The sequence below is a fragment of the Suilimivivens sp. genome (assembly GCF_037359455.1).
Taxonomy (GTDB): Bacteria; Bacillota; Clostridia; order Lachnospirales; family Lachnospiraceae; genus Suilimivivens; species Suilimivivens aceti.
The window spans coordinates 22,316-43,131 of sequence record NZ_JAXXXI010000042.1 but is presented as its reverse complement, the minus strand read 5'-3'; the positions used below and the strand labels follow the sequence as shown (position 1 = coordinate 43,131).

Annotated in this window: 18 protein-coding genes and 1 other annotated feature; of the genes, 13 read left to right on the top strand and 5 right to left on the bottom strand. The window is 46.5% G+C overall.

The features are described 5' to 3' along the window. Nucleotides 1–8 precede the first annotated feature (8 nt). The 3 genes from mmsA to WJQ40_RS08145 all read left to right on the top strand — a co-directional run bounded on the left by mmsA (nt 9) and on the right by WJQ40_RS08145 (nt 4,616). Nucleotides 9–1,553 carry a multiple monosaccharide ABC transporter ATP-binding protein gene (gene mmsA, locus WJQ40_RS08155; protein ID WP_262572219.1) on the top strand — a complete coding sequence of 515 codons (1,545 nt, stop codon included), beginning with the start codon at nt 9–11 and terminating at the stop codon, nt 1,551–1,553. Further along, nucleotides 1,550–2,740, top strand: coding sequence for a multiple monosaccharide ABC transporter permease (gene mmsB / locus WJQ40_RS08150; RefSeq protein ID WP_337405270.1), 1,191 nt, complete (start codon nt 1,550–1,552; stop codon nt 2,738–2,740). The genes mmsA and mmsB overlap by 4 nt, the downstream gene beginning before the upstream one ends. A gap of 106 nt (nt 2,741–2,846) precedes the next feature. Next, nucleotides 2,847–4,616: a methyl-accepting chemotaxis protein gene (locus WJQ40_RS08145; RefSeq protein ID WP_262572217.1), complete on the top strand. Its 1,770-nt coding sequence runs from the start codon at nt 2,847–2,849 to the stop codon at nt 4,614–4,616. On the opposite strand, the gene WJQ40_RS08140 is transcribed toward WJQ40_RS08145, so the two are convergent. Continuing rightward, complete coding sequence (locus tag WJQ40_RS08140; protein ID WP_118798376.1) at nt 4,609–5,301, bottom strand: LrgB family protein; 693 nt, start codon at nt 5,299–5,301, stop codon at nt 4,609–4,611. The genes WJQ40_RS08145 and WJQ40_RS08140 overlap by 8 nt on opposite strands. After that, nucleotides 5,298–5,675, bottom strand: coding sequence for a CidA/LrgA family protein (locus tag WJQ40_RS08135; protein ID WP_262572216.1), 378 nt, complete (start codon nt 5,673–5,675; stop codon nt 5,298–5,300). Before WJQ40_RS08135 ends, WJQ40_RS08140 begins: the two co-directional genes overlap by 4 nt. Before the next feature lie 141 nt (nt 5,676–5,816). Here WJQ40_RS08135 and WJQ40_RS08130 point away from each other — a divergent pair, with 141 nt between their 5' ends. The 3 genes from WJQ40_RS08130 (at nt 5,817) to WJQ40_RS08120 (ending at nt 8,046) form a co-directional block, all read left to right on the top strand. Then, nucleotides 5,817–6,371: a TetR/AcrR family transcriptional regulator gene (locus WJQ40_RS08130; RefSeq protein ID WP_337539166.1), complete on the top strand. Its 555-nt coding sequence runs from the start codon at nt 5,817–5,819 to the stop codon at nt 6,369–6,371. Nucleotides 6,372–6,462: 91 nt separating this feature from the next. Further along, nucleotides 6,463–7,503 (top strand): diguanylate cyclase, encoded by a 1,041-nt coding sequence (locus WJQ40_RS08125; protein WP_337539164.1) that lies wholly within the window; start codon nt 6,463–6,465, stop codon nt 7,501–7,503. 27 nt (nt 7,504–7,530) lie between these two features. Then, on the top strand, nt 7,531–8,046 hold the full coding sequence (locus tag WJQ40_RS08120) for an NUDIX hydrolase (RefSeq protein WP_337539162.1): 516 nt from the start codon (nt 7,531–7,533) through the stop codon (nt 8,044–8,046). 2 nt (nt 8,047–8,048) lie between these two features. Here the strand turns inward: WJQ40_RS08120 and WJQ40_RS08115 are convergent, their stop codons facing one another. Beyond that, entirely contained in the window at nt 8,049–8,177 is a 129-nt protein-coding gene (locus tag WJQ40_RS08115; RefSeq protein WP_262572213.1) for a hypothetical protein, read from the bottom strand. Nucleotides 8,178–8,213: 36 nt separating this feature from the next. Beyond that, the gene (locus WJQ40_RS08110; RefSeq protein ID WP_118798379.1) at nt 8,214–9,350 is read right to left on the bottom strand and encodes a sodium ion-translocating decarboxylase subunit beta; all 1,137 of its coding nucleotides are present in this window, start codon (nt 9,348–9,350) and stop codon (nt 8,214–8,216) included. Between the two features lie 298 nt (nt 9,351–9,648). Beyond that, nucleotides 9,649–9,941: a binding site (T-box leader), on the top strand. Between the two features lie 109 nt (nt 9,942–10,050). On the opposite strand from WJQ40_RS08110, the gene aspS reads away from it, so the two are divergent. The 7 genes from aspS to WJQ40_RS08075 all read left to right on the top strand — a co-directional run bounded on the left by aspS (nt 10,051) and on the right by WJQ40_RS08075 (nt 19,418). Then, nucleotides 10,051–11,802 carry an aspartate--tRNA ligase gene (gene aspS / locus WJQ40_RS08105; RefSeq protein ID WP_337539159.1) on the top strand — a complete coding sequence of 584 codons (1,752 nt, stop codon included), beginning with the start codon at nt 10,051–10,053 and terminating at the stop codon, nt 11,800–11,802. Nucleotides 11,803–11,824: 22 nt separating this feature from the next. Continuing rightward, on the top strand, nt 11,825–13,207 hold the full coding sequence (trkA, locus tag WJQ40_RS08100; protein WP_337539157.1) for a Trk system potassium transporter TrkA: 1,383 nt from the start codon (nt 11,825–11,827) through the stop codon (nt 13,205–13,207). Nucleotides 13,208–13,217: 10 nt separating this feature from the next. Then, entirely contained in the window at nt 13,218–14,657 is a 1,440-nt protein-coding gene (locus WJQ40_RS08095) for a TrkH family potassium uptake protein (protein WP_262572206.1), read from the top strand. Nucleotides 14,658–14,768: 111 nt separating this feature from the next. Then, complete coding sequence (gene ptb, locus WJQ40_RS08090; RefSeq protein WP_118798383.1) at nt 14,769–15,689, top strand: phosphate butyryltransferase; 921 nt, start codon at nt 14,769–14,771, stop codon at nt 15,687–15,689. 9 nt (nt 15,690–15,698) lie between these two features. Continuing rightward, a complete protein-coding gene (gene buk, locus WJQ40_RS08085) occupies nt 15,699–16,766 on the top strand; it encodes a butyrate kinase (RefSeq protein ID WP_118798384.1) in 1,068 nt (355 codons plus the stop codon). Nucleotides 16,767–16,868: 102 nt separating this feature from the next. Beyond that, nucleotides 16,869–17,924 (top strand): aminotransferase class I/II-fold pyridoxal phosphate-dependent enzyme, encoded by a 1,056-nt coding sequence (locus WJQ40_RS08080; RefSeq protein WP_337539153.1) that lies wholly within the window; start codon nt 16,869–16,871, stop codon nt 17,922–17,924. Between the two features lie 105 nt (nt 17,925–18,029). Continuing rightward, nucleotides 18,030–19,418, top strand: a complete 1,389-nt coding sequence (locus tag WJQ40_RS08075) for a TrpB-like pyridoxal phosphate-dependent enzyme (protein WP_118798386.1) — start codon at nt 18,030–18,032, stop codon at nt 19,416–19,418. A gap of 130 nt (nt 19,419–19,548) precedes the next feature. On the opposite strand, the gene WJQ40_RS08070 is transcribed toward WJQ40_RS08075, so the two are convergent. Next, entirely contained in the window at nt 19,549–20,712 is a 1,164-nt protein-coding gene (locus WJQ40_RS08070) for a PD-(D/E)XK nuclease family transposase (RefSeq protein ID WP_337539151.1), read from the bottom strand. Nucleotides 20,713–20,816 lie beyond the last annotated feature (104 nt).

Genomic DNA, 20,816 nt, shown 5'->3' with positions numbered 1-20,816 from the left:
GGATACAGTTGGCAAAAATATTACTGGAAATGAAAAATATTACCAAGACATTCCCTGGCGTAAAGGCGCTTGACAATGTAAATCTGCAAGTGGAGGAAGGTGAAATCCACGCACTTGTAGGAGAAAATGGTGCTGGAAAATCCACACTTATGAATGTACTGAGTGGAATATACCCTTATGGAACCTATGAAGGGGATATTATTTACGATGGTGAGGTCTGTAAATTCAATACCATTAAGGACAGTGAGGAAAAGGGGATCGTTATTATCCATCAGGAGCTGGCCCTGATTCCTTATATGACAATTGGGGAAAATATGTTCCTCGGAAATGAACGGGGACATAAATATAAAATTAACTGGAACGAGACCAATGCACGGGCGGCAGAACTGCTTAAGACGGTAGGACTCCATGAAGGTCCGCAGACATTGATCAAGGATATCGGAGTAGGAAAGCAGCAGCTGGTAGAAATCGCAAAGGCACTGGCCAAGAATGCAAAGCTGCTGATTCTGGATGAGCCTACTGCATCTTTAAATGAGACAGATTCCAAAGCACTTCTGGATCTGATGCTTCAGCTGAAGGAGCAGGGAATGACATCCATCATCATTTCCCATAAGCTGAATGAGGTTTCTTATGTGGCTGACAAGATCACAGTGATCCGGGACGGTTCTACGATAGAAACACTGGATAAGAAGGTGGATGAGATCTCAGAGGGACGGATCATTAAGGGAATGGTAGGACGTGAGATCTCCGACCGTTTCCCGAAGAGAGAGCCACATATTGGTGATATCCGGATGGAGGTAAAGCACTGGAATGTATATCATCCGCTGTATTCAGAACGGAAGGTGGTGGATGATGTCAGCCTCAATGTGAGAAGGGGAGAGGTTGTAGGAATCTCAGGACTGATGGGCGCAGGAAGAACAGAGCTTGCCATGAGTCTGTTTGGAAAGAGCTATGGAGATAACATCAGTGGAGAATTATATATCAATGGAAAGGAAGTCCATCTGAACAACGTACAGGAAGCGATCAAGAACAAGCTTGCCTATGTTACGGAGGACAGAAAGGGAAATGGTCTGATCCTGAGCAACCCGATCAAGATCAATACCACACTTTCCAATCTGGATGCAGTCAGCAGCCATACTGTGATCGATAAGGATAAAGAATATAATGTGGCAGTTGACTACAAAGAAAAACTGAAAACAAAATGTCCGACGGTAGAACAGAATGTTGGAAACCTGAGCGGTGGCAATCAGCAGAAAGTACTTCTTGCAAAATGGATGTTTGCAGATCCTGATATTCTGATACTGGATGAACCGACAAGAGGAATTGACGTTGGTGCAAAATATGAGATCTATTGCATCATCAATCATCTGGTGGCAGAAGGAAAATCCGTCATTATGATTTCTTCAGAGCTTCCGGAGATTCTGGGCATGTGCGACAGGATCTATATTATGAACGAAGGGAAAATGGTTGGAGAGCTGGCAGGAAGTGAGGCAACACAGGAACTGATCATGTCTCATATTCTTGGCACAGCAGGAAAGGAGCAAACAGCATGAGTAAAATAAAATCTGTGGATTTTGTTAAAAAATATACAATGATAATCGTACTGATCATAGTAACAGCATTCTTTGCCTGGAGAACAGGAGGAGCAATTCTGCTGCCTATGAATGTCAGCAGTCTGATCTCCCAGAATGCCTATGTATTTATCCTGGCAACCGGTATGCTGCTCTGTATCCTGACAGGCGGCAACATTGATCTTTCTGTTGGTTCCGTTGTCTGCTTCGTCGGTGCGATCGGTGCCATGCTGATGGTAAACATGAAGATGAACATGTGGCTGGCTATCCTGATCATGTTTGTTGTAGGAACACTGATCGGTGCATTCCAGGGCTTCTGGATCGCCTATGTCAGGATCCCTCCCTTTATTGTAACACTGGCCGGCATGCTTGCCTTCCGTGGCCTAAGCAATGTTGTACTGGATGGTATGACAGTATCCATTAAGGACTGTACAACCTTTGTAAATCTGTTTGGCGGCGGTGCTGACTGCTACATACCGGATTTCTTCGGAAGTGGTTCCCTGAATATGACCTGTATCTTTGCCGGTGTTCTGGCAGCAGCGATCTACATTTTTATCCAGATCAAGGGAAGAATGGATAAGGTAAAGAAGGGTTATGAGGTAGAGAGTCTTACTTCTGCTATCGTGAAAATGGTGATTATCACAGCTGTCATTCTCGCCTTTACCTACAGACTGGCACAGCATAAGGGTATTCCGAGCGTCCTGATCTGGGTACTGATCGTTATCATGGTGTATGGTTATATTACCTCCAATACAACAGTGGGACGTTACTTCTATGCAGTAGGAGGAAATGAGAAGGCGACAAAGCTTTCTGGTATCAATACAAATAAGGTTTATTTCCTGGCATACATGAACATGGGCTTTTTAGCAGCTCTTGCCGGAATGGTAACAATCGCACGTATGACATCCGCACAGCCCACTTATGGACAGAACTATGAAATGGATGCAATCGGCTCCTGCTTTATCGGCGGTGCCTCTGCATATGGCGGAACAGGAACAGTTCCCGGTGTTATTGTTGGTGCGGTGCTGATGGGTGTGATCAACCTTGGTATGTCCCTGATGGGTGTAGACCAGAATATGCAGAAGGTAGTAAAGGGGCTTGTACTTCTGGCAGCAGTTATCTTCGATGTAGTATCCAAACGTGGTGGAAAATTAATTGCCAAAAATTAATTTCTGCATATCTAATCAAAGAGGGCCGGGTGCATATGCACTTTATGGCCCTTTTTGGATATGAATACGGCAGCGATATTGCGCATATTTACAGGAGGAAATAATTGTGAGGAAAAGGGAAAAAAAGGAAAAGAAAATACGAAAAACGAGGAAAAAGCGTGGGATCGGACTGGAAATGAAGATCATGCTGCTGATTCTTCTGTTTGCAGCTGCAGCCTTTGGCTGTATTTTTATCCTGGTAAATAAGCTGCAGTCAATAACTAATGTCAGCAATGAGATCGTAACAAAGCAGGTGACAGAGCAGGAGCAGATATCTGAGCTTTCCAGAGAATTTACCTATATTAACGGGCAGGTACTGACGCACGTCATGACGACCAATAATGTGACCATGGAGGAGCTGAAGACAAAGATCCTGGCAGAAATGGAGCAGATGGATACACAGATGGATGCATTTTCAAAATGTCTTTCTGAAAATGACCAGAGAAGGGATGCGTTCCAGTCTGCGTACGATGTGTATGCGAAGTACAAGAGAACAGTAGAAAGTCTGCTGGAAACCAGTGCAGCGAACAAGACGCAGGCATATGTATCGGCTACCTCCAATCTGCCGATGTTTAACGAGAGTATAGAAGCCTGCATGGATGAAATGCTTGAGATCACGGAGACACAGATGGATATTGCCCATGCGGGCATGGAAGAGAGGGCAGAAAGTGTACCCGGAATTGTTGCGGTGGCGTCACTGATCCTTGCCCTGACAATGCTGCTGATCATGATCGGGATCAAGCTCTGGGTGATCAATCCTGTAAAGGGCGCTACAAAGCAGGTAGATGAACTGGTGGAAGGGATCCGGAATAATGAAGGGGATATCACCAGACGGATCCGGGTAAGGTCACGGGATGAAATTGGCAGACTTTCCATGGCGATCAATGATCTGGTTTCCCAGATGCAGGAAATTATCGAAGCACTCCAAAACGGATGCAGAAGGATGCAGGAGACACAGACAGGTATTTCCGCATGCGTGGAAAAGGTAAATGAAAGTGCGGCGAACACGACACAGAATCTGACAAGGCTTTCCGGAGGAATGGAAAAGGTATCCGGAGCCGTACAGGAGGTAAAGGAGGATACGCTGCTTCTTGGACAGACTGTGGAGGGAATGAAGCAGGTTGCAGAAGAAGGCAGCAGCTATGCGGCTGGTATTAAGGGAAAAGCAGGAGAAATGAAGGAGGTGGCTCTGGCAAGCAAGAAGGAGGCCACAAGTATGCTTTCCGAGATCAATGCGGCGGTGAACAGCTCGATCGAAAGCAGTCAGCAGATCCATAAGATAACCAAGCTGACAGGGGATATCCTCGGAATTGCCGGCACAACAAATCTGCTGGCACTGAATGCCTCCATAGAGGCAGCAAGAGCTGGAGAGGCAGGAAAGGGATTTGCTGTTGTAGCAGAGGAGATCAGAAATCTGGCGGACAGTTCAAGAGAATCGGCAAACCATATCAAGGAGATCAGCGACAGGGTAGTAGAGAGTGTACAGGAGCTTTCCGATAATGCGACAAGGCTGCTTAACTTTGTCAATACAAAGGTGCTTGCTGATTATGATACACTGGAGGATACAGGGAAAAATTATCATGAAGCGGCAGATCATGTAGATGAAATGATGTCAGATGTAAAAGAGCAGATCGGCAGGATACAGGAAAGTCTGCAGCATGTCAATACAGCAAATGACAGTATAGAAAAGACCGTAAATGACAGTAACGGAATGCTTTCTGTGGTTTGGGAAAATAATCACGGAATGGAAGAAGAAATGAAGGATATCTCTTCTTCCATTGAAGATATGTCAGGAGTAGTGGAACAGCTTCAGGACAGTATCCGGTGCTTTAAATGATGCCTGCAAACAGGGAGGCACCGATCACAGTCATGATACCGGAGACTACGATTGAAAGACTGCTGATGGCACCCTCTACCTCGCCAAGCTCCATTGCCTTGGCTGTGCCGATGGCGTGAGAGGCGCTGCCAAGTGCCACACCCTTTGCCACGGGTTCTGTGATACGGAAGATTTTTAAGATGGTTTCTCCGATCACATTACCAAGGACACCGGTGATGATGATGACAGCGGCAGTGATAGAAACGTAACCGCCCAGCTCTTCTGATATGCCGATACCGATGGCGGTAGTGATGGACTTGGGAAGCAGGGTTACATATTCCTCATGGGAAAGCCCAAAGAGCAGAACCAGTGCAAGGACACAGAGAAGGCTTGTAAGTACACCGGAGGCAATACCGGCCAAGATAGCCTTCCAGTTCTTTTTCAGCACAGCAAGCTGATCATACAGGGGAATTGCCAGAGCAACAGTAGCCGGTGTCAGCAGGTAGCTCAGATATTTGGCACCTTCATTGTAGGTGTTATAATCAATATGACACAGCAGCAGTACACCAATAGTGATCACGATGGAGATCAGCAGAGGGTTGAAAACACCGAGATGAAAGCGCTGCTTTAAAAGCATACCAATGCCGTAAGCAAGAAGGCTTACCACAACACCAAAAAAGACGGAGGTTTCAATGAATGTACTCATGAGTTGGAATCTCCTTTCTTTATGCTTTTTTTAGAATTATTAATGATCTTTTGCGTGACAAGGCCGGAAACCGCCATTACAATAATGGTAGACACGATGATCACGATTATGTACGGAAGGAGTGACGGTTTTATGACTGACCAGGACTCCATCAGACCAACGGCAGCAGGAATGAACATGACAGGCATGATCTCGATCAGGAAGATGCCAGTTTCTCTTACTTCTTCTGCGGCGAACACCCTGAAATGCAGACAGAGCAGCATCAGTAGGATTCCATAAATGCTTGCAGGAACCGGCAGCGGGATCAGATAATGCAGGATCTCACCAAGGAAGGATACCAGCAGGATAATAACGAACTGTTTTAAGTACTTCACGGGATAAAACTCCTTTTTTCTTCATGATAGATTGGTATGGCGCCCAGGAGCTCCCGGTACACCAGCGATTATTGTAGCACCGGGATTTTGTACGGACAAGAGTGAATATCAACAAAAAGAAACAGATGCAGGAGGCAGGAAATGTCACAGGTAACCAAAAAGGCACTGGCAGCAGCACTAAAGGATCAGCTTCTGAAAAAGCCCCTTCATAAGATCACGATCAATGATATCACAGAGGAATGTGGGATCAACCGCATGACCTTTTATTATCATTTTAAGGATATTTATGACCTTGTGGAGTGGACCTGCGTGGAGGATGCTGAAAGAGCCATGGAAGGGAATAAAACCTATGATACCTGGCAGCAGGGATTTTATAATATCTTTGAGGCGATATTACAGAATAAGCCATTTATTATGAATGTGTACCACTCTGTAAGCAGGGAGCAGGTAGAAAATTATCTGTATCATATGACATACGGACTGCTGATCGGTGTGGTGGAAGAGCGGGCTGAGGGACTTAACGTAGGAGAAGAGGAAAAGAAATTTATTGCGGACTTCTATAAATATGCATTTGTAGGGATCATGCTGAACTGGATCAAAAATGATATGAAGGAGGATCCGAAGGATATTATCGATAAGCTGAGTGTGCTCATAAGTGGTGATATCACAAGGGCACTGAAAAAATATGCGAATTAAATCCTGAATTAAATGAATTTTTGTTGTACTCAAAAAATGTTTGTGCCATAATAGAAGAAATTGTGTGTAAAATTATTATGGGACAAATGATATGGAATACTTCGGAGAGAGTTTTTTTGTTGACGTAAGGGAAAAAATGTTCAGGCTTCTGGTCATTACCGGAGGCATTGCCAATCTGTGTGGCTTTATCTGCAATATTTTTCTGTATGGCATGACCGGTCCGTCTGTTGTCTGTGGTCTCTGCTTTCTGACGATCGTATTGCTTGGGATCATCGGCTGTACCGGTGAAAGGGCTGATCTTGCAGGAGCTGGAATCGTTTTGATCATTTCCTGGTTTGAATTTCCTTTTTTATATTTTGTATATGGAAGTACGATCCTTCCTTATTTTGTGATGGCGATGGTGGCAGTGGCAGTATTTCTGCCAAGAAGGCATCTATGGTTTTATTTTGCTGCCACACTTCTGATAGACAGTACTGTGGTTCTGGTATGCAGGGAAAGGGTGTACGGTATTGTGACAAGAGGCGCAGACAGTATGGCACTTGCCATACTCTGTTCTCTTGTGATAGCATCCTTCAGTGTTTTCTGCGTACTGAAAACACTGATCGAAAGATATGAATCACAGAAAACAGACATCCTGGAAATGGGGAAAAAACTGGAGCAGGCTGCCAACCATGATGGACTGACGGGGTTATACAACAGAAGATATCTGGTCAGGTATCTGACAGAGCTGATCCGGCATACAGAGAAGGAGTTCCTGATATCTCTGATCGATATTGATGACTTCAAGCATCTGAATGATACCTATGGGCATGCCTATGGAGATCAGGTGCTGACTGAACTGGCAGGCTTTATGCAGGAGGAGATCGAGGGAAAGGGTATTGCTTCACGGTTTGGCGGAGAGGAATTTCTGCTCGTTTTTGAAGATGGAGATGTATCAGGAGCGTTTGAAAGTCTGTGCCGTATACAGGAAAGACTTAAGGCTTTCGGGCAGGAGTCAAAGGAGCAGGAGATCACCTTCAGCGGTGGTGTGGAGAGCTACCGGGAAGAGATGCCGCTTGATAAGCTGTTTACTGCAGTGGATGAAAAGCTGTATCAGGCAAAGAACAGTGGAAAAAAGCAGATCATCGGATAGAGTACAGGATAAGGATGGAGAGAAGCTATGAGTGAAAAAATAGAATTCTGGGATATTTATGACAGCAATAAAAAGCTGACAGGACGTACTATGAAGCGGAATGACTGGATCCTTCAGGATGGGGAATATCATCTGACCGTACTTGGTGTTGTCAGAAGAAAGGACGGGAAATTCCTGATCACAAGAAGAGTCATGACAAAGGCATGGGCGCCTGGCTGGTGGGAGGTATCTGGTGGTGGTGTAATGGCCGGAGAAAGCTCAGAGGAAGCAGTGAAAAGAGAAGTACAGGAGGAAACCGGACTTGATGTGGAAAAGCTTGACAGAGAGTATCTGTTTACCTACCACAGGGAAAACCCGGGTAAGGGAGATAATTATTTTGTGGATGTGTACCGCTTTACCGGTGATTTTACAGAGGAAGATGTGACCCCACAGCCGGAAGAGACCCTTGGCTTCAAGCTGGCAACACCAGATGAAATCAGGGCTCTTGCAGCGGAGGGGATCTTCCTTCACTATGACAGTATCAGGGCAGCCTTCGAGAACTGAGGTTATTCTTTCTTTTTCTCCGGGATCCTTGCGACAAGTGCGGTGACGCCCATGATCAGAAGGATGGAAACGAAGATGCCAAGCAGGCCAAGACCTGCGATTTTCAGTGCGATAATAAGATTTGCCGTCATCATAAATCTCCTTTTCTTCTATAATATATATGATGCTTACAGGTAAGCAGAAACCAGGGTGATCATCAGACCACCTGCGATGGCAGATGCGATCTGACCGGAAACATTGGCACCGGCAGCATGCATGATCAGGATATTCTGAGGATTCTCAGAAAGAGCCAGCTTCTGTACTACTCTTGAGGACATGGGAAAGGCAGAAATGCCAGCCGCACCAACCATGGGATTGATCTTTTCCTTCAGGAACAGGTTCAGGAATTTGGCAAACAGGACACCGCCAATGGTATCGAAAATAAAGGCAAAGAGTCCGATCGCCATGATCAGCAGGGTATCGGTTCTGACGAAGCTTTCCGCCTGCATACTGAAGGAAATAGTGATGCCAAGAAACAGGGTGATCAGATTGGCAAGGGTATTCTGTGCAGTCTCGGACATGGTGCCAAGGACGCCGCATTCCCGGATCAGATTGCCGAACATGAGGAAGCCGACAAGGGAAACACTGGTCGGGGCGATGAGCCCGACAATAAACGTAACAACGATAGGAAACGCAATACGCACTCTTTTGGAAACGGATGAGGCCTGGTAGTTCATGGTCATGGTCCGTTCTTTTTTTGTAGTGACAAGCCGGATGGCAAAGGGCTGGATGATAGGAACCAACGCCATATAGGAATAGGCAGCCACAGCAATGGCACCGATATAGTTGGAGTGCAGGATCTGCGAAACCAGTATGGAGGTAGGACCGTCAGCAGCACCGATAATAGAGATGGAGGCGGCATCCTTTAAGTCAAAGCCAAGGAGCGTAGCCAGGATCAGTGCAGCAAAAATACCGAACTGGGCAGCAGCACCATACAGGAACAGGGCTGGCTTTGAAAGAAGAGGTCCAAAGTCGATCATGGCACCAATACCGATAAAAAGAAGGATCGGCAGTGCTTCCGAAGCTTCAATCCCGATGTGGAACAGCCATTCTACAATGCCCTGTGTTTCACCAACACCGCTGACGACCTGATTCAGTGCGCTGCTGAAGGGAAGGTTGACCAGAATGGCACCAAATCCCATGGGAAGCAGGAGAGATGGCTCATATTCTTTTTTGATGGCGAGATAAATCAGAAGCAGGCCGATCAGGTACATGACAAGCTGCTTCCAGGTGATGGCTAATAAGCCGGAAATCAGAAAATCCATAATAGTATCCTTTCTCTTGATCGTGATATTAAGGGGTTACCAGGGTATAAAAAAAGACCCTTATTACAGAGTGTTCCCTGTAATAAAAGTCTTACCATTTCAATTTCAGGCGGGTTGTCAAACCGTGATGACGCCTGGAAATCCACCGAAGTGCCGGCTACTCCCTTTTGTATGATGATATCATAACGGTTTCCGCTGCCTGTGTCAACAGTTTTTGAGAGTGCATTTTCCGGGGGATTAGAAATTGACAAAATGGCTATTCTACCTTATGATATAGGAAGCATAAAAGGAAACAATGAGAAAAGCGATGACGAAGAGAAGTAGTATGAGAATTCACTTCCAGAGAGCCGGCACAGGTGGGAGCCCGGCAGCAGAGCTCATATGAATAACACTTCCGAGCTGCAGACTGAAAGCCGTACCTGTTTTGCTGAGGGTGATTTCCAGAAGGCTGATATGATATTTTACAGGAACTCACAGAAAGTATTCAGAAGGGTTGGAGAGTAGGAACGCCGGCAGCTGGCCGTAATTCAGTTTAAGTGACTGCAGATGCAGTAAATCAGGTGGTACCGCGGATCATGATTCGTCCTGAATTGATGAACTTCAATTCGGGGTGTTTTTATTTTATGGCAGAAAGGCAGCCCGGTGAAGTGCTTATCCTGTTAAGCAGGGTCATGAAAAAGAAAAGAAAGAGGAGAAAGAAATGGAATTATCAACACTGTATCGTGAAAGAACACTGGACAGGCTTTCCGAAGATGATATCGGTAAGGTTCTGAAGGTAGCCGGATGGGTAGAGAATATCCGTGACCATGGTGGTGTATCCTTCATTGATTTAAGAGACATGTACGGCGTACTGCAGATCGTTATGAGGAATACCGACCTGCTGAAGGGAATCAGTAAGGAAGACTGTGTGACGATCACGGGAGAGGTAGAGAAGAGAGACGAGGAAACCTACAATCCAAAGATCCCTACAGGAACGATTGAACTGGAGGCACACTCTATCGAAATCCTTGGTAAGGTTTACAAGCCGCTGCCGTTTGAGATCGCAGCCTCCAAGGAGATCAGAGAGGACTTACGTCTGAAATACCGTTACCTTGACTTGAGAAACAGAAAGGTTCTGGATAACATGATCTTCCGTTCCGAGGTGATCGCATTCCTGCGCCAGAAGATGACGGAGATGGGATTTATGGAAATGCAGACCCCCATTCTGTGTGCTTCTTCTCCGGAAGGCGCAAGAGACTACATCGTTCCGTCAAGACATTACAAGGGTAAGTTCTATGCACTGCCTCAGGCACCCCAGCAGTATAAGCAGCTCCTGATGGTATCCGGAATTGATAAGTACTTCCAGATCGCCCCCTGCTTCCGCGACGAGGATGCAAGAGCAGACCGTTCTCCCGGAGAATTTTACCAGCTTGATTTCGAGATGAGCTTTGCTACCCAGGAGGATGTATTTCAGGTAGGCGAGGAAGTCCTGACAGCTACCTTTGAAAAATTCGCACCGGAGGGCTTCCAGGTTACACAGGCACCTTATCCGGTCATCAGTTATAAACAGGCCATGCTGGAGTTTGGCTCCGATAAGCCTGATCTTCGGAATCCGCTGAGAATTATTGATTTGTCCGAATTCTTTGACCGCTGTACCTTCAAGCCTTTCCAGAACAAGACAGTAAGAGCTATTAAGATCCACGGACATCAGTCCAAGGGCTTCCATGAAAAGATGCTGAAGTTTGCTACCGGAATCGGCATGGGCGGACTTGGCTATCTGGAGGTACAGGAGGATCTGTCCTATAAAGGGCCGATCGACAAGTTTATCCCGGATGATATGAAGGCAGAGCTCCGTGAAAAAGCAGGGCTTGAGGCAGAAGATACTATCTTCTTTATCGCAGATAAGGAAGAGCGGGCAGCAAGCTATGCCGGACAGATCCGTAATGAGCTTGGTGCCAGACTGGATCTTTATGAGAAGAACGCATACCGTTTCTGCTTTGTCAATGACTTCCCGATGTTTGAGCTGGATGAGGAGACGAAGAAGATCGGATTTACCCATAATCCCTTCTCCATGCCGCAGGGAGGGCTGGATGCACTTTTAAATAAGGATCCGCTGGAAATACTGGCATATCAGTACGATATTGTCTGCAATGGAGTAGAGCTTTCTTCCGGAGCAGTCCGTAACCACAGCATTGACATCATGGTCAAGGCCTTTGAGATCGCAGGCTATGATGAAGAAGTACTGAAGCAGAAGTTTGGAGCACTCTATCAGGCATTCCAGTTTGGTGCACCGCCGCATGCAGGCATGGCACCCGGGGTAGACCGGATGATCATGCTTCTCCGCAATGAGGAGAATATCCGGGAGATCATTGCCTTCCCGATGAGTGGTACAGCACAGGATCTGATGTGTGGGGCACCGAATGAGGTAACGGAGCAGCAGCTTCGCGAGGTTCATATTAAGGTAAGAGCATAGGACTCAAAAGTGAGGAATCATAATGAAATCACGCAGTGATATAAAAATATTTATTGTAGGAGGAGGCGAGATTGGCCGTTCGCTTGCCGGACAGCTTTCCAGGGATGGATATGAACTGACCCTGATCGACAGAAACCAGGATGTGGTAAAGAGCCTGAGCAACAGCTTTGATATTATCTGCTTTGAAGGTAATGGCGCTTCCTATACCACACTGCAGGAGCTTTCCGCAGGCAAGGCAGATATCTGGATTGCCGTGACAGAGTCCGATGAACTGAATATACTGAGCTGTATGACAGCCCATATGATGGGAGCCAAGCATACCATTGCCCGTATCAGGGACGTGGATTATGCAAGGCAGAATCATTTTTACAAGGATAAGCTGGGGCTTTCCATGATCATTAACCCGGAGCTGGCAACGGCTCTGGAGATCTTCCGGCTGCTGCGTTTCCCACTGGCAACCCGTGTGGAAACCTTTGCGAGAGGCAGGGCGGAGCTTGTCCAGATCAATGTCCGGGCTGAAAGCCCGCTGATCGGCCATTCCCTGATCGAGATGAACCAGGATATGGGGATCAACCTGCTGATCTGTGCGATCGTCCGGGACGGGGAGGCCTTTGTGCCAAAAGGAAATACGGTGATCAGCAGAGGGGATATCCTGTATATGACAGGTGCTGCAGATGAATTCCGTAAATCCTTCAAAAAGATCAAGCTTCCGGTAAAGCCGCTGCAGTCCGTTATGATCGCAGGAGGCGGACGGATAGCTTATTATCTGGCAGAGGCAGTGCTGGAGCAGGGGGCGAAGGTAACCCTGATCGAGAAAAATAAGGTGATGGCAACAGAGCTTTCTGAAGCCGTGGAAGGGATCAACGTGGTATGCGATGATGCGCTTGCCTATTTTGATTCCATGTCCCAGTCGGATATCGAGAATACAGACGCATTTATTACGATCACAGATAACGATGAATATAATCTGGTGGCAGCCATGTATGGAGAGTCCCAGGGTATCAGCAAGGTGATTTCCAGGATCGCAGCCAAATCAAGGCTTAAGGTGCTGCCGGAGGGGAGCAAGATCTGTACGATCTCAAGAGAGGATGTTGCAGCGGACAGAATTCTTGGCTACAGCAGATCTCTTCTGAATGCAGAGGATAATGATGCGGTGGAATCTCTGTACCGTCTGATGGATGGCAGACTGGAGATCATCGAGTTTAAGGTGGATGACAGGGATCTGAACCTGAATACCCCACTGAAGGATCTGAGAATGAAACAGAATATGCTGATCGGCTGTATTATCCGTGATTTCCGGATCATCATTCCCAGGGGTGATGATGTGATCCTTCCAGGAGATACGGTACTGGTAGCTGTCATTGACAGACAGATCGCAAGACTGGAAGACATATTTGCTTCCTAGGAGCAGAGAAATGAATAAAAGAAAAATAGTCAGTTTTATTGGAAGAATCATATTGATTGAAGCGGCTCTCATGGTACTGCCGCTTCTTGTTGCCTTGTATTATGGAGATGGAGATGCATGGGTTTTTGCTGTTACGATCCTGGCGGCACTGATCCCAGGGGTACTTATGGCAAGAGTCAGGCAGTCGGACAGAAGACTCAGCAGCAGGGATGGATACTTTATCGTGGCGGCGACCTGGATCATCATTTCCCTGATCGGTGCCATGCCGCTGTATATGGCAGGGGGATTCCGTTCCTACTGGAGTGCCCTGTTTGAGATCGCATCCGGTTTCAGCACCACAGGCGCTTCTGTGCTGGCGCAGCCGGAGCTCCTTGGACATGGCGTTCTGTTCTGGAGAAGCTTTACCCATTGGATCGGTGGTATGGGTGTCCTGGTATTTGTAATGATGGTCATGCCTATGGAAAATGACAATTCCATGCATCTTGTACGTGCAGAGGTGCCGGGACCTACTGCAGGCAAGCTGGTGCCGAGAATGCGGACTACATCTATGATCCTGTATGGTATATATGCAGCCATGACGATGATACTGCTTGTTTTGCTCCTGCTTGGGGGAATGCCGTTATTTGATAGCTTCTGTATAGCCTTTGGAACAGCAGGAACCGGTGGATTTGCAGTGTCGTCAGCGGGCGTGGCCGGTTATCACAGTGCTTATATTGAGATCCTGCTTGGAATTTTTATGCTGTTATTTGGCGTAAACTTTAATGTATACCATCTTCTGCTTCTCGGCAAGGTAAAGGATGCACTGAAATCGGAAGAGGTAAAAGCTTATCTTGGAATTGTAATTACAGCCACTGTATTGATTTCTATCAATACCTTCAGCCGGGTGACAGGACTTGGAACAACAGTCAGGAATGCATTTTTTCAGGTGGCTAGTATTATGACCACATCCGGTTTTGCCACGGTGGACTTTAATTTCTGGCCTGAATTTTCCAAGCATACGCTTGTACTTCTAATGATTATCGGTGCCTGTGCCGGATCTACCGGAGGTGGCTTCAAGGTATCAAGACTGATCATCCTGTTAAAGGCCATGATGGCAGAGGTAAGGCATATCATTACGCCGAAGGCGATCAATCCCGTGAGGATTGATGGTAAGCCTATTGATAAGGAAACACTGAATTCCATCAGGATCTACGCAGCAGCTTATCTGATCCTGATCTGTCTGTTTACCTGGATCCTTTCCCTGGATGGCAAGGATCTGACGACCAATGTGACAGCAGTGCTGTCCTGCTTTAACAATATAGGACCGGGACTTGGCGGTGTAGGTCCCATGAATAACTTCGGGATTTACTCTGACTGGGCACAGGTACTGCTATCCCTTTGTATGCTGACAGGAAGACTGGAGATATTCCCTATGCTGCTTCTGTTTGGAAGATCCATGCATACCAGATAGAAAAGGCAGAAAAAAAGCCCATGGGATTGCTATTTCCCCGCAAATGTGCTATGATTTTTTTGTTGTGATTATGTTATAAATTTAACAAATAAAAATAAGAGGTGTGAACAAATGAGCAAGAATTTTGATGATTTATTGTCCAAGGTGTCAGAGTGCAGTAAGAAGATTCTGTCCGTTGCAGTGGCACAGGATAAGGCTGTGCTGGAGGCAGTTAAGGCTGCAAAGGAGCGTGGTATTGCAGATGCGATTCTGGTTGGTAATGAAGCAGAGATCCGTGAGATCGGAGCCTCCCTTTCCATGAATATGGATGAATATGAAATCATCAATGAGCCTGATGTAGTAGAGGCTTCCTTAAAGGCAGTTTCTCTTGTACACGATGGCAGGGCAGATATGTATATGAAGGGTCTTCTGGATTCCAAGACTTTCTTAAAGAGCGTGCTGAACAAGGAAGTCGGGCTTCGTACCGGACAGCCTCTTTCCCATGTGTGTGTATTTGAGATTCCCGGGATCGACCGTCTGCTTTTCTTTACAGATGTTGCATTTATGCCTTACCCCACATTAGAGGATAAGAAGTTTATCATTAAGTATACTGTAGAGGTAGCAAAGGCCTGCGGCGTAGAGTGTCCGAAGGTAGCTCCCCTTGCAGCGGTAGAAGTAGTAAATCCCAAGATGCCTGTTACCGTAGAGGCGGCAGAGCTGACAAGAATGAACGAGGAAGGCGAGATCAAGGACTGTATCGTAGACGGACCGCTTTCTCTTGATATTGCCATTGACAGGGCAGCAGCAGAAGAAAAGGGAGCCATGGATCGTAAGATCACAGGCGATGCCGATATCCTTCTTTTCCCCGATATCCATGCAGGAAATCTGGTATACAAGGCAATCGTTCATCTTGTAAAAGTAAAGAATGGCTGTATCCTGACAGGAACCAAGGCTCCTGTTATCCTGACATCCCGTTCTGACACATTTGAAACCAAGGTAAATTCCATTGCACTTGCTGCAGTGGTAGCAGAAGAAATGAAAAAGAATCAGTAGGAGGTAATCATGTCAGTTAAGAGCTTAATTATCAATCCGGGTTCTACTTCCACCAAGATCGGTGTATTCGAAGATGAAACCCTGTTATTTGAAGAAACCCTTCGTCATTCTACCGAAGAGATCGCACAGTATGCGTCTATCGTAGACCAGAAGGATTTCCGTAAGCAGATCATTCTTGACCTGCTGAAGGAGAAGGACTTTGATATCAGATCCCTGCAGGTAATTGTAGGCCGTGGTGGTATGTTAAAGCCGATCCCGGGTGGCACCTATGCAGTCAGTGATGATCTGCTTCATGACCTGAAGATCGGTAAGCAGGGACAGCATGCATCCAATCTTGGCGGCATTCTGGCAAGAGAGATCGGGGACGAAATCGGTGTTCCTTCCTATATTGTTGACCCTGTCGTAGTAGATGAACTGATGCCTATCGCAAGATATTCAGGTGTACCGGAGCTTCCAAGAACGAGCGTGTTCCATGCCCTGAACCAGAAGGCTGTAGCCAAGAGATATGCGAAGGAGAAGGGCGTTTCCTATGAATCCCTGAATCTGATCGTAGTACATATGGGCGGTGGTGTTTCTGTAGGCGCCCATGAAAAGGGACGTGTCATTGATGTATTCAATGCCCTTGATGGAGACGGTGCTTTCTCACCTGAGAGAGCCGGAGCAGTTCCTTCAGGCGCACTGATCAGGATGTGCTTCTCAGGTGAATATACCGAGAAGGAAGTTTACAAGAAGATCGTTGGCGGCGGCGGATTCAATGCATATCTTGGAACCAATGATATGCGTGATGTTGCCAAGATGATCGATGAAGGTGATACACATGCTGATGAGGTAAGAGAGGCATTTATCCTTCAGGTCTGCAAGAATATTGGTTCCATGTCCTGCGTATTAAAGGGCAAGGTAGATGCGATCATCGTTACCGGTGGCATTGCTTACAATAAGGCAGTGGTTGACAAGATGGAAGAGAGAGCCGGATTTATTGCTCCATTCACCGTATATCCCGGAGAAGATGAGCTGCTTGCCCTGGCACAGGGTGCGCTCCGTGTATTAAACGGCGAAGAAAAGGCAATGGAATATTAATCCGTTCCGGAGCAGGAAAACAGGAAAATACAGAGGACACAGTGGTCTAAGCTGTGTCTTCTTTTTTACGAATAAACGGAAGAACAGGAGGAAAGAGAATAAATGCTTTTATTTACATGTGATTATCTGGAGGGAGCCCATGAGAAGATCCTGCAAAGGCTTGCAGAAACCAATCTGGAAAAGATGCCGGGATATGAGAACGATCCTTACTGTATCAGCGCTGCAGAGAAGATCAGGGCAGCCTGTGAATGTCCGGAAGGAAGCGTATTCTTTACTGTAGGAGGGACACAGACCAATGCAGTAGTGATCTCTACGATGCTGCAAAGCTGTGAGGGAGTGCTGGCAGCGGATACCGGTCATGTGAATGTGCATGAAGCGGGTGCTATTGAATACACAGGGCATAAGGTGCTGTCACTTCCTGCATATGAGGGGAAGATGAAAGCACCTGACCTGAAGGATTACCTGGTGAATTTTTATAAGGATCCCTCCCATGAGCATATGGTGATCCCGGGAATGGTATATCTGTCTTATCCCACAGAATATGGAACCTTGTATACGAAAAAGGAACTGACGGATATTTATGAGGTGTGCAGGGAATATCAGATTCCTCTTTATGTAGATGGGGCAAGGCTCGGCTACGGACTGATGAGCGCGGCAGCCGATCTGACCTTGCCGGAGCTTGCCAGACTCTGCGATGTCTTTTATATAGGGGGTACCAAGGTTGGGGCGCTTTGCGGAGAGGCAGTCGTATTTCCAAAGGGGAATGAGCCGAAGTACTTTATTACAAAGATCAAACAGCGTGGTGCCATGCTGGCCAAGGGAAGACTGCTTGGCGTACAGTTTGATACCTTATTTACGGACGGACTTTATTTTAAGATCAGTGCACATGCCATCGGTATGGCAGAGATGCTGAAAAGGGAACTGAAGGATATGGGCTATACCTTTTATCTGGATTCCCCGACCAATCAGCAGTTCCTCGTGCTGACTGATCAGGAGGCAGATACACTGACAGCGAAGGGGGCAGGCTATGATCTCTTTGCCAGAGTAGATGAAAACCATGTGGTCTGCCGCTTCTGTACAAGCTGGGCAACCAGAGAAGAGGATATGAGGGAGCTATTGCAGATCCTGAAGGAATGCAGGCTGGCTTCCATAAGCTGAAAAAGAAAAATCGAAGTGGATCAGCCTTTGACACAGATTGACAGAAAATTGTATACTGGTATAAAATGAGTTAAACAACAGAGGGGAAAAGGAGAATCTGATAAGATGAGTGATAAGAATAACATTCCTTACAAAATTTATTTGGAAGAAAATGAAATGCCAGACAGCTGGTATAACGTGCGGGCGGATATGAAGAATAAGCCGGCGCCATTATTAAATCCAGGCACGCAAAAGCCCCTGACATTTGAAGAGATGAGAGGAATCTTCTGCGATGAGCTTTGCAGACAGGAGCTGGATGACACCACTCCCTATTTTAAAATTCCGGATGAAATCCGTAAGTTTTACAGAATGTACCGTCCTTCACCGCTTGTCAGAGCCTACTGTCTGGAGGAAAAGCTGCAGACACCGGCAAAGATTTATTATAAGTTCGAAGGAAATAATACCAGTGGAAGCCATAAGCTGAATTCAGCCATTGCGCAGGCTTATTATGCCAAGAAGCAGGGACTTAAGGGTGTGACTACAGAGACCGGAGCCGGTCAGTGGGGAACAGCACTTTCCATGGCCTGTGCCTATCTGGATCTTGACTGTAATGTATATATGGTAAAGTGCTCTTATGAACAGAAGCCCTTCCGAAGAGAGGTTATGAGAACCTACGGGGCGAAGGTGACACCTTCTCCTTCAGAAACAACAGAGGTAGGAAGAAAGATCCTGAGGGAATTCCCCGGAACAACAGGCAGTCTTGGATGTGCAATCTCTGAGGCAGTAGAAGCAGCAATCTCCAAAGAGGGTTATCGTTATGTACTGGGATCTGTACTGAACCAGGTACTGCTTCACCAGACAGTGATCGGTCTGGAGGCCAAGGCGGCTATGGATAAATATGGAATCAAACCGGATATGATCATTGGATGTGCTGGTGGAGGATCAAACCTTGGTGGGCTGATCTCTCCTTTTGCAGGTGAAATGCTAAGAGGTGAGGCAGATTATGATATTGTCGCAGTGGAACCGGCCTCCTGCCCAAGCCTTACGAGAGGAAAATTTGTATATGATTTCTGTGATACAGGAAAGGTATGTCCTCTGGCGAAAATGTACACACTGGGAAGCGGCTTTATCCCGGCACCGAATCATGCAGGCGGACTCCGCTATCATGGCATGAGCTCTATCCTGTCACAGCTTTATCATGATGGATACATGAGAGCCATGAGTGTGGAGCAGACAGCGGTATTTAAGGCAGCAGAGCAGTTCGCAAGAGTAGAAGGCATCCTTCCTGCACCGGAAAGCTCCCATGCGATCAAAGTGGCGATCGATGAAGCACTGAAATGCAAGGAGACCGGAGAAGAGAAAACAATCCTCTTTGGACTTACCGGAACAGGTTACTTTGATATGATGGCTTATGAACGCTTCAATAATGGAGAGATGGTGGATTATATTCCGACAGATGAGGATCTGGCAAAGGGATTTGCCGGGATTCCGAAGTTCCCTGGGAATGAGTTTTAGATCAGAATGATAAAGAGCAGTCCGGCAGATTATCTGCCGGACTGGATCGCACTGCGGCAAAAGGGTAGATGTCACTTAAAGCGACCCAACGCAGGCGGAGAATCCTGCAAGCAGGATTTTTCTTACAGGATCATAAATTTTTAAGTCTGGATAATTCTGCCTGCAGAGCAGCAATAGTGGCAGCGCTTTTGGAGAGAAGAGAGTCCTTTTCAGCGAGGGCGGAGTCCTTTTCGGCGATCAGAGACTCTTTTTCAGCGAGAGCAGAGTCCCTTTCAGCGAGCAAAGACTCTTTTTCAGCAATAGCAGCGTTCATTTCAGCAATGACAGCGTTATTTTCAGCAATGACAGCCGCATTCTCTGCAATTGTGGCATTCTGTACATCCACTTCCTTCTGCAGTTCATCGATCATATATCTGACAGTATTCCTGTCCATTTCCCGTAATTCCTCAGAAAAGAAACCCATAATATTCTCCACATTCCGGCACATCTGATAGAGTGTCTCATACATTGGCTTGAACTGTGGGAAGCTGGTGATAAGCCGGATAATTTCATCCGGGTCATCTATAGATAGAAATATCATCCAGGCTTCCAACAATGTAGTTACCTTTTTATTGTGCATTTTTGAACGGAAAATGTCAAGACTTATAAAAATATAATCCTGCAGAAGATCCATGGAAAGTCCGGAATCGAAGGATACTTTGGAACGGTGGATCCAATGGTCAGGACATTTCTTTAATTCATCCGGGCTTTTTTCGTACAGAACAATCAGATAAACCTTGCTGATGTTGCGGTAGGAGAAAGTGTCCCTGCCGGTAACGGGATCTACGGAGCGTTGTCTTACCCGTTTATACTGGCGCAGGAGCATATCTGAGGAATAGCAGGCACACCTTGCTCCAGGAAAAGCGTAACCGATTTTCTGGACTTCGATATTTGCAAGAGAGCCGTCCTCAAGTTCAACGATAATGTCTGTGATCAGCAGGGAGCTTTCGTCAGAAAGTCTGGTGGAATCATTGGGAAGCACCTCTTTGATCCTGACCTTGCGGTTTAGCAGGGCGGTCAGGAAGGATTCCAGTCTGGTAGGGTCATACTCCGGGTTCATGACCTCCTTGAAGAAGGAGTCATACAGAACCTTGATGCCTCTGGCACCGGAGCAGAAATCGAGGAATTCCTTCTGCTGCAGGACAGTCCAGCTTTCAAAAAGCTGCTGCATTCTTGGATTTGTGTAGATTCGCTGGAGAATTTCTTCTCTGCTCTGGATCATTGGAAAATAAGATTTTAGTAGATTTGTGGCCATAGACAGCCCTCCTTATGTGAAATAGACGTGTGTTTTTGCATGCAGAATAGACGAGACCATGGTGATCTGAAAACTGTTGCTATTATACCCAAAAACAAAAGTGA

Coding starts and splice junctions, on each gene's coding strand:
- WJQ40_RS08075 (WP_118798386.1), top strand. CDS start 18,030: ATGAGTGATAAGAATAACATTCCTTACAAAATTTATTTGGAAGAAAAT.
- WJQ40_RS08120 (WP_337539162.1), top strand. CDS start 7,531: ATGAGTGAAAAAATAGAATTCTGGGATATTTATGACAGCAATAAAAAG.
- WJQ40_RS08080 (WP_337539153.1), top strand. CDS start 16,869: ATGCTTTTATTTACATGTGATTATCTGGAGGGAGCCCATGAGAAGATC.
- WJQ40_RS08095 (WP_262572206.1), top strand. CDS start 13,218: ATGAATAAAAGAAAAATAGTCAGTTTTATTGGAAGAATCATATTGATT.
- WJQ40_RS08115 (WP_262572213.1), bottom strand. CDS start 8,177: ATGACGGCAAATCTTATTATCGCACTGAAAATCGCAGGTCTTGGCCTG.
- buk (WP_118798384.1), top strand. CDS start 15,699: ATGTCAGTTAAGAGCTTAATTATCAATCCGGGTTCTACTTCCACCAAG.
- trkA (WP_337539157.1), top strand. CDS start 11,825: ATGAAATCACGCAGTGATATAAAAATATTTATTGTAGGAGGAGGCGAG.
- WJQ40_RS08140 (WP_118798376.1), bottom strand. CDS start 5,301: ATGAGTACATTCATTGAAACCTCCGTCTTTTTTGGTGTTGTGGTAAGC.
- WJQ40_RS08070 (WP_337539151.1), bottom strand. CDS start 20,712: ATGGCCACAAATCTACTAAAATCTTATTTTCCAATGATCCAGAGCAGA.
- mmsB (WP_337405270.1), top strand. CDS start 1,550: ATGAGTAAAATAAAATCTGTGGATTTTGTTAAAAAATATACAATGATA.
- WJQ40_RS08110 (WP_118798379.1), bottom strand. CDS start 9,350: ATGGATTTTCTGATTTCCGGCTTATTAGCCATCACCTGGAAGCAGCTT.
- WJQ40_RS08125 (WP_337539164.1), top strand. CDS start 6,463: ATGGAATACTTCGGAGAGAGTTTTTTTGTTGACGTAAGGGAAAAAATG.
- ptb (WP_118798383.1), top strand. CDS start 14,769: ATGAGCAAGAATTTTGATGATTTATTGTCCAAGGTGTCAGAGTGCAGT.
- aspS (WP_337539159.1), top strand. CDS start 10,051: ATGGAATTATCAACACTGTATCGTGAAAGAACACTGGACAGGCTTTCC.
- WJQ40_RS08130 (WP_337539166.1), top strand. CDS start 5,817: ATGTCACAGGTAACCAAAAAGGCACTGGCAGCAGCACTAAAGGATCAG.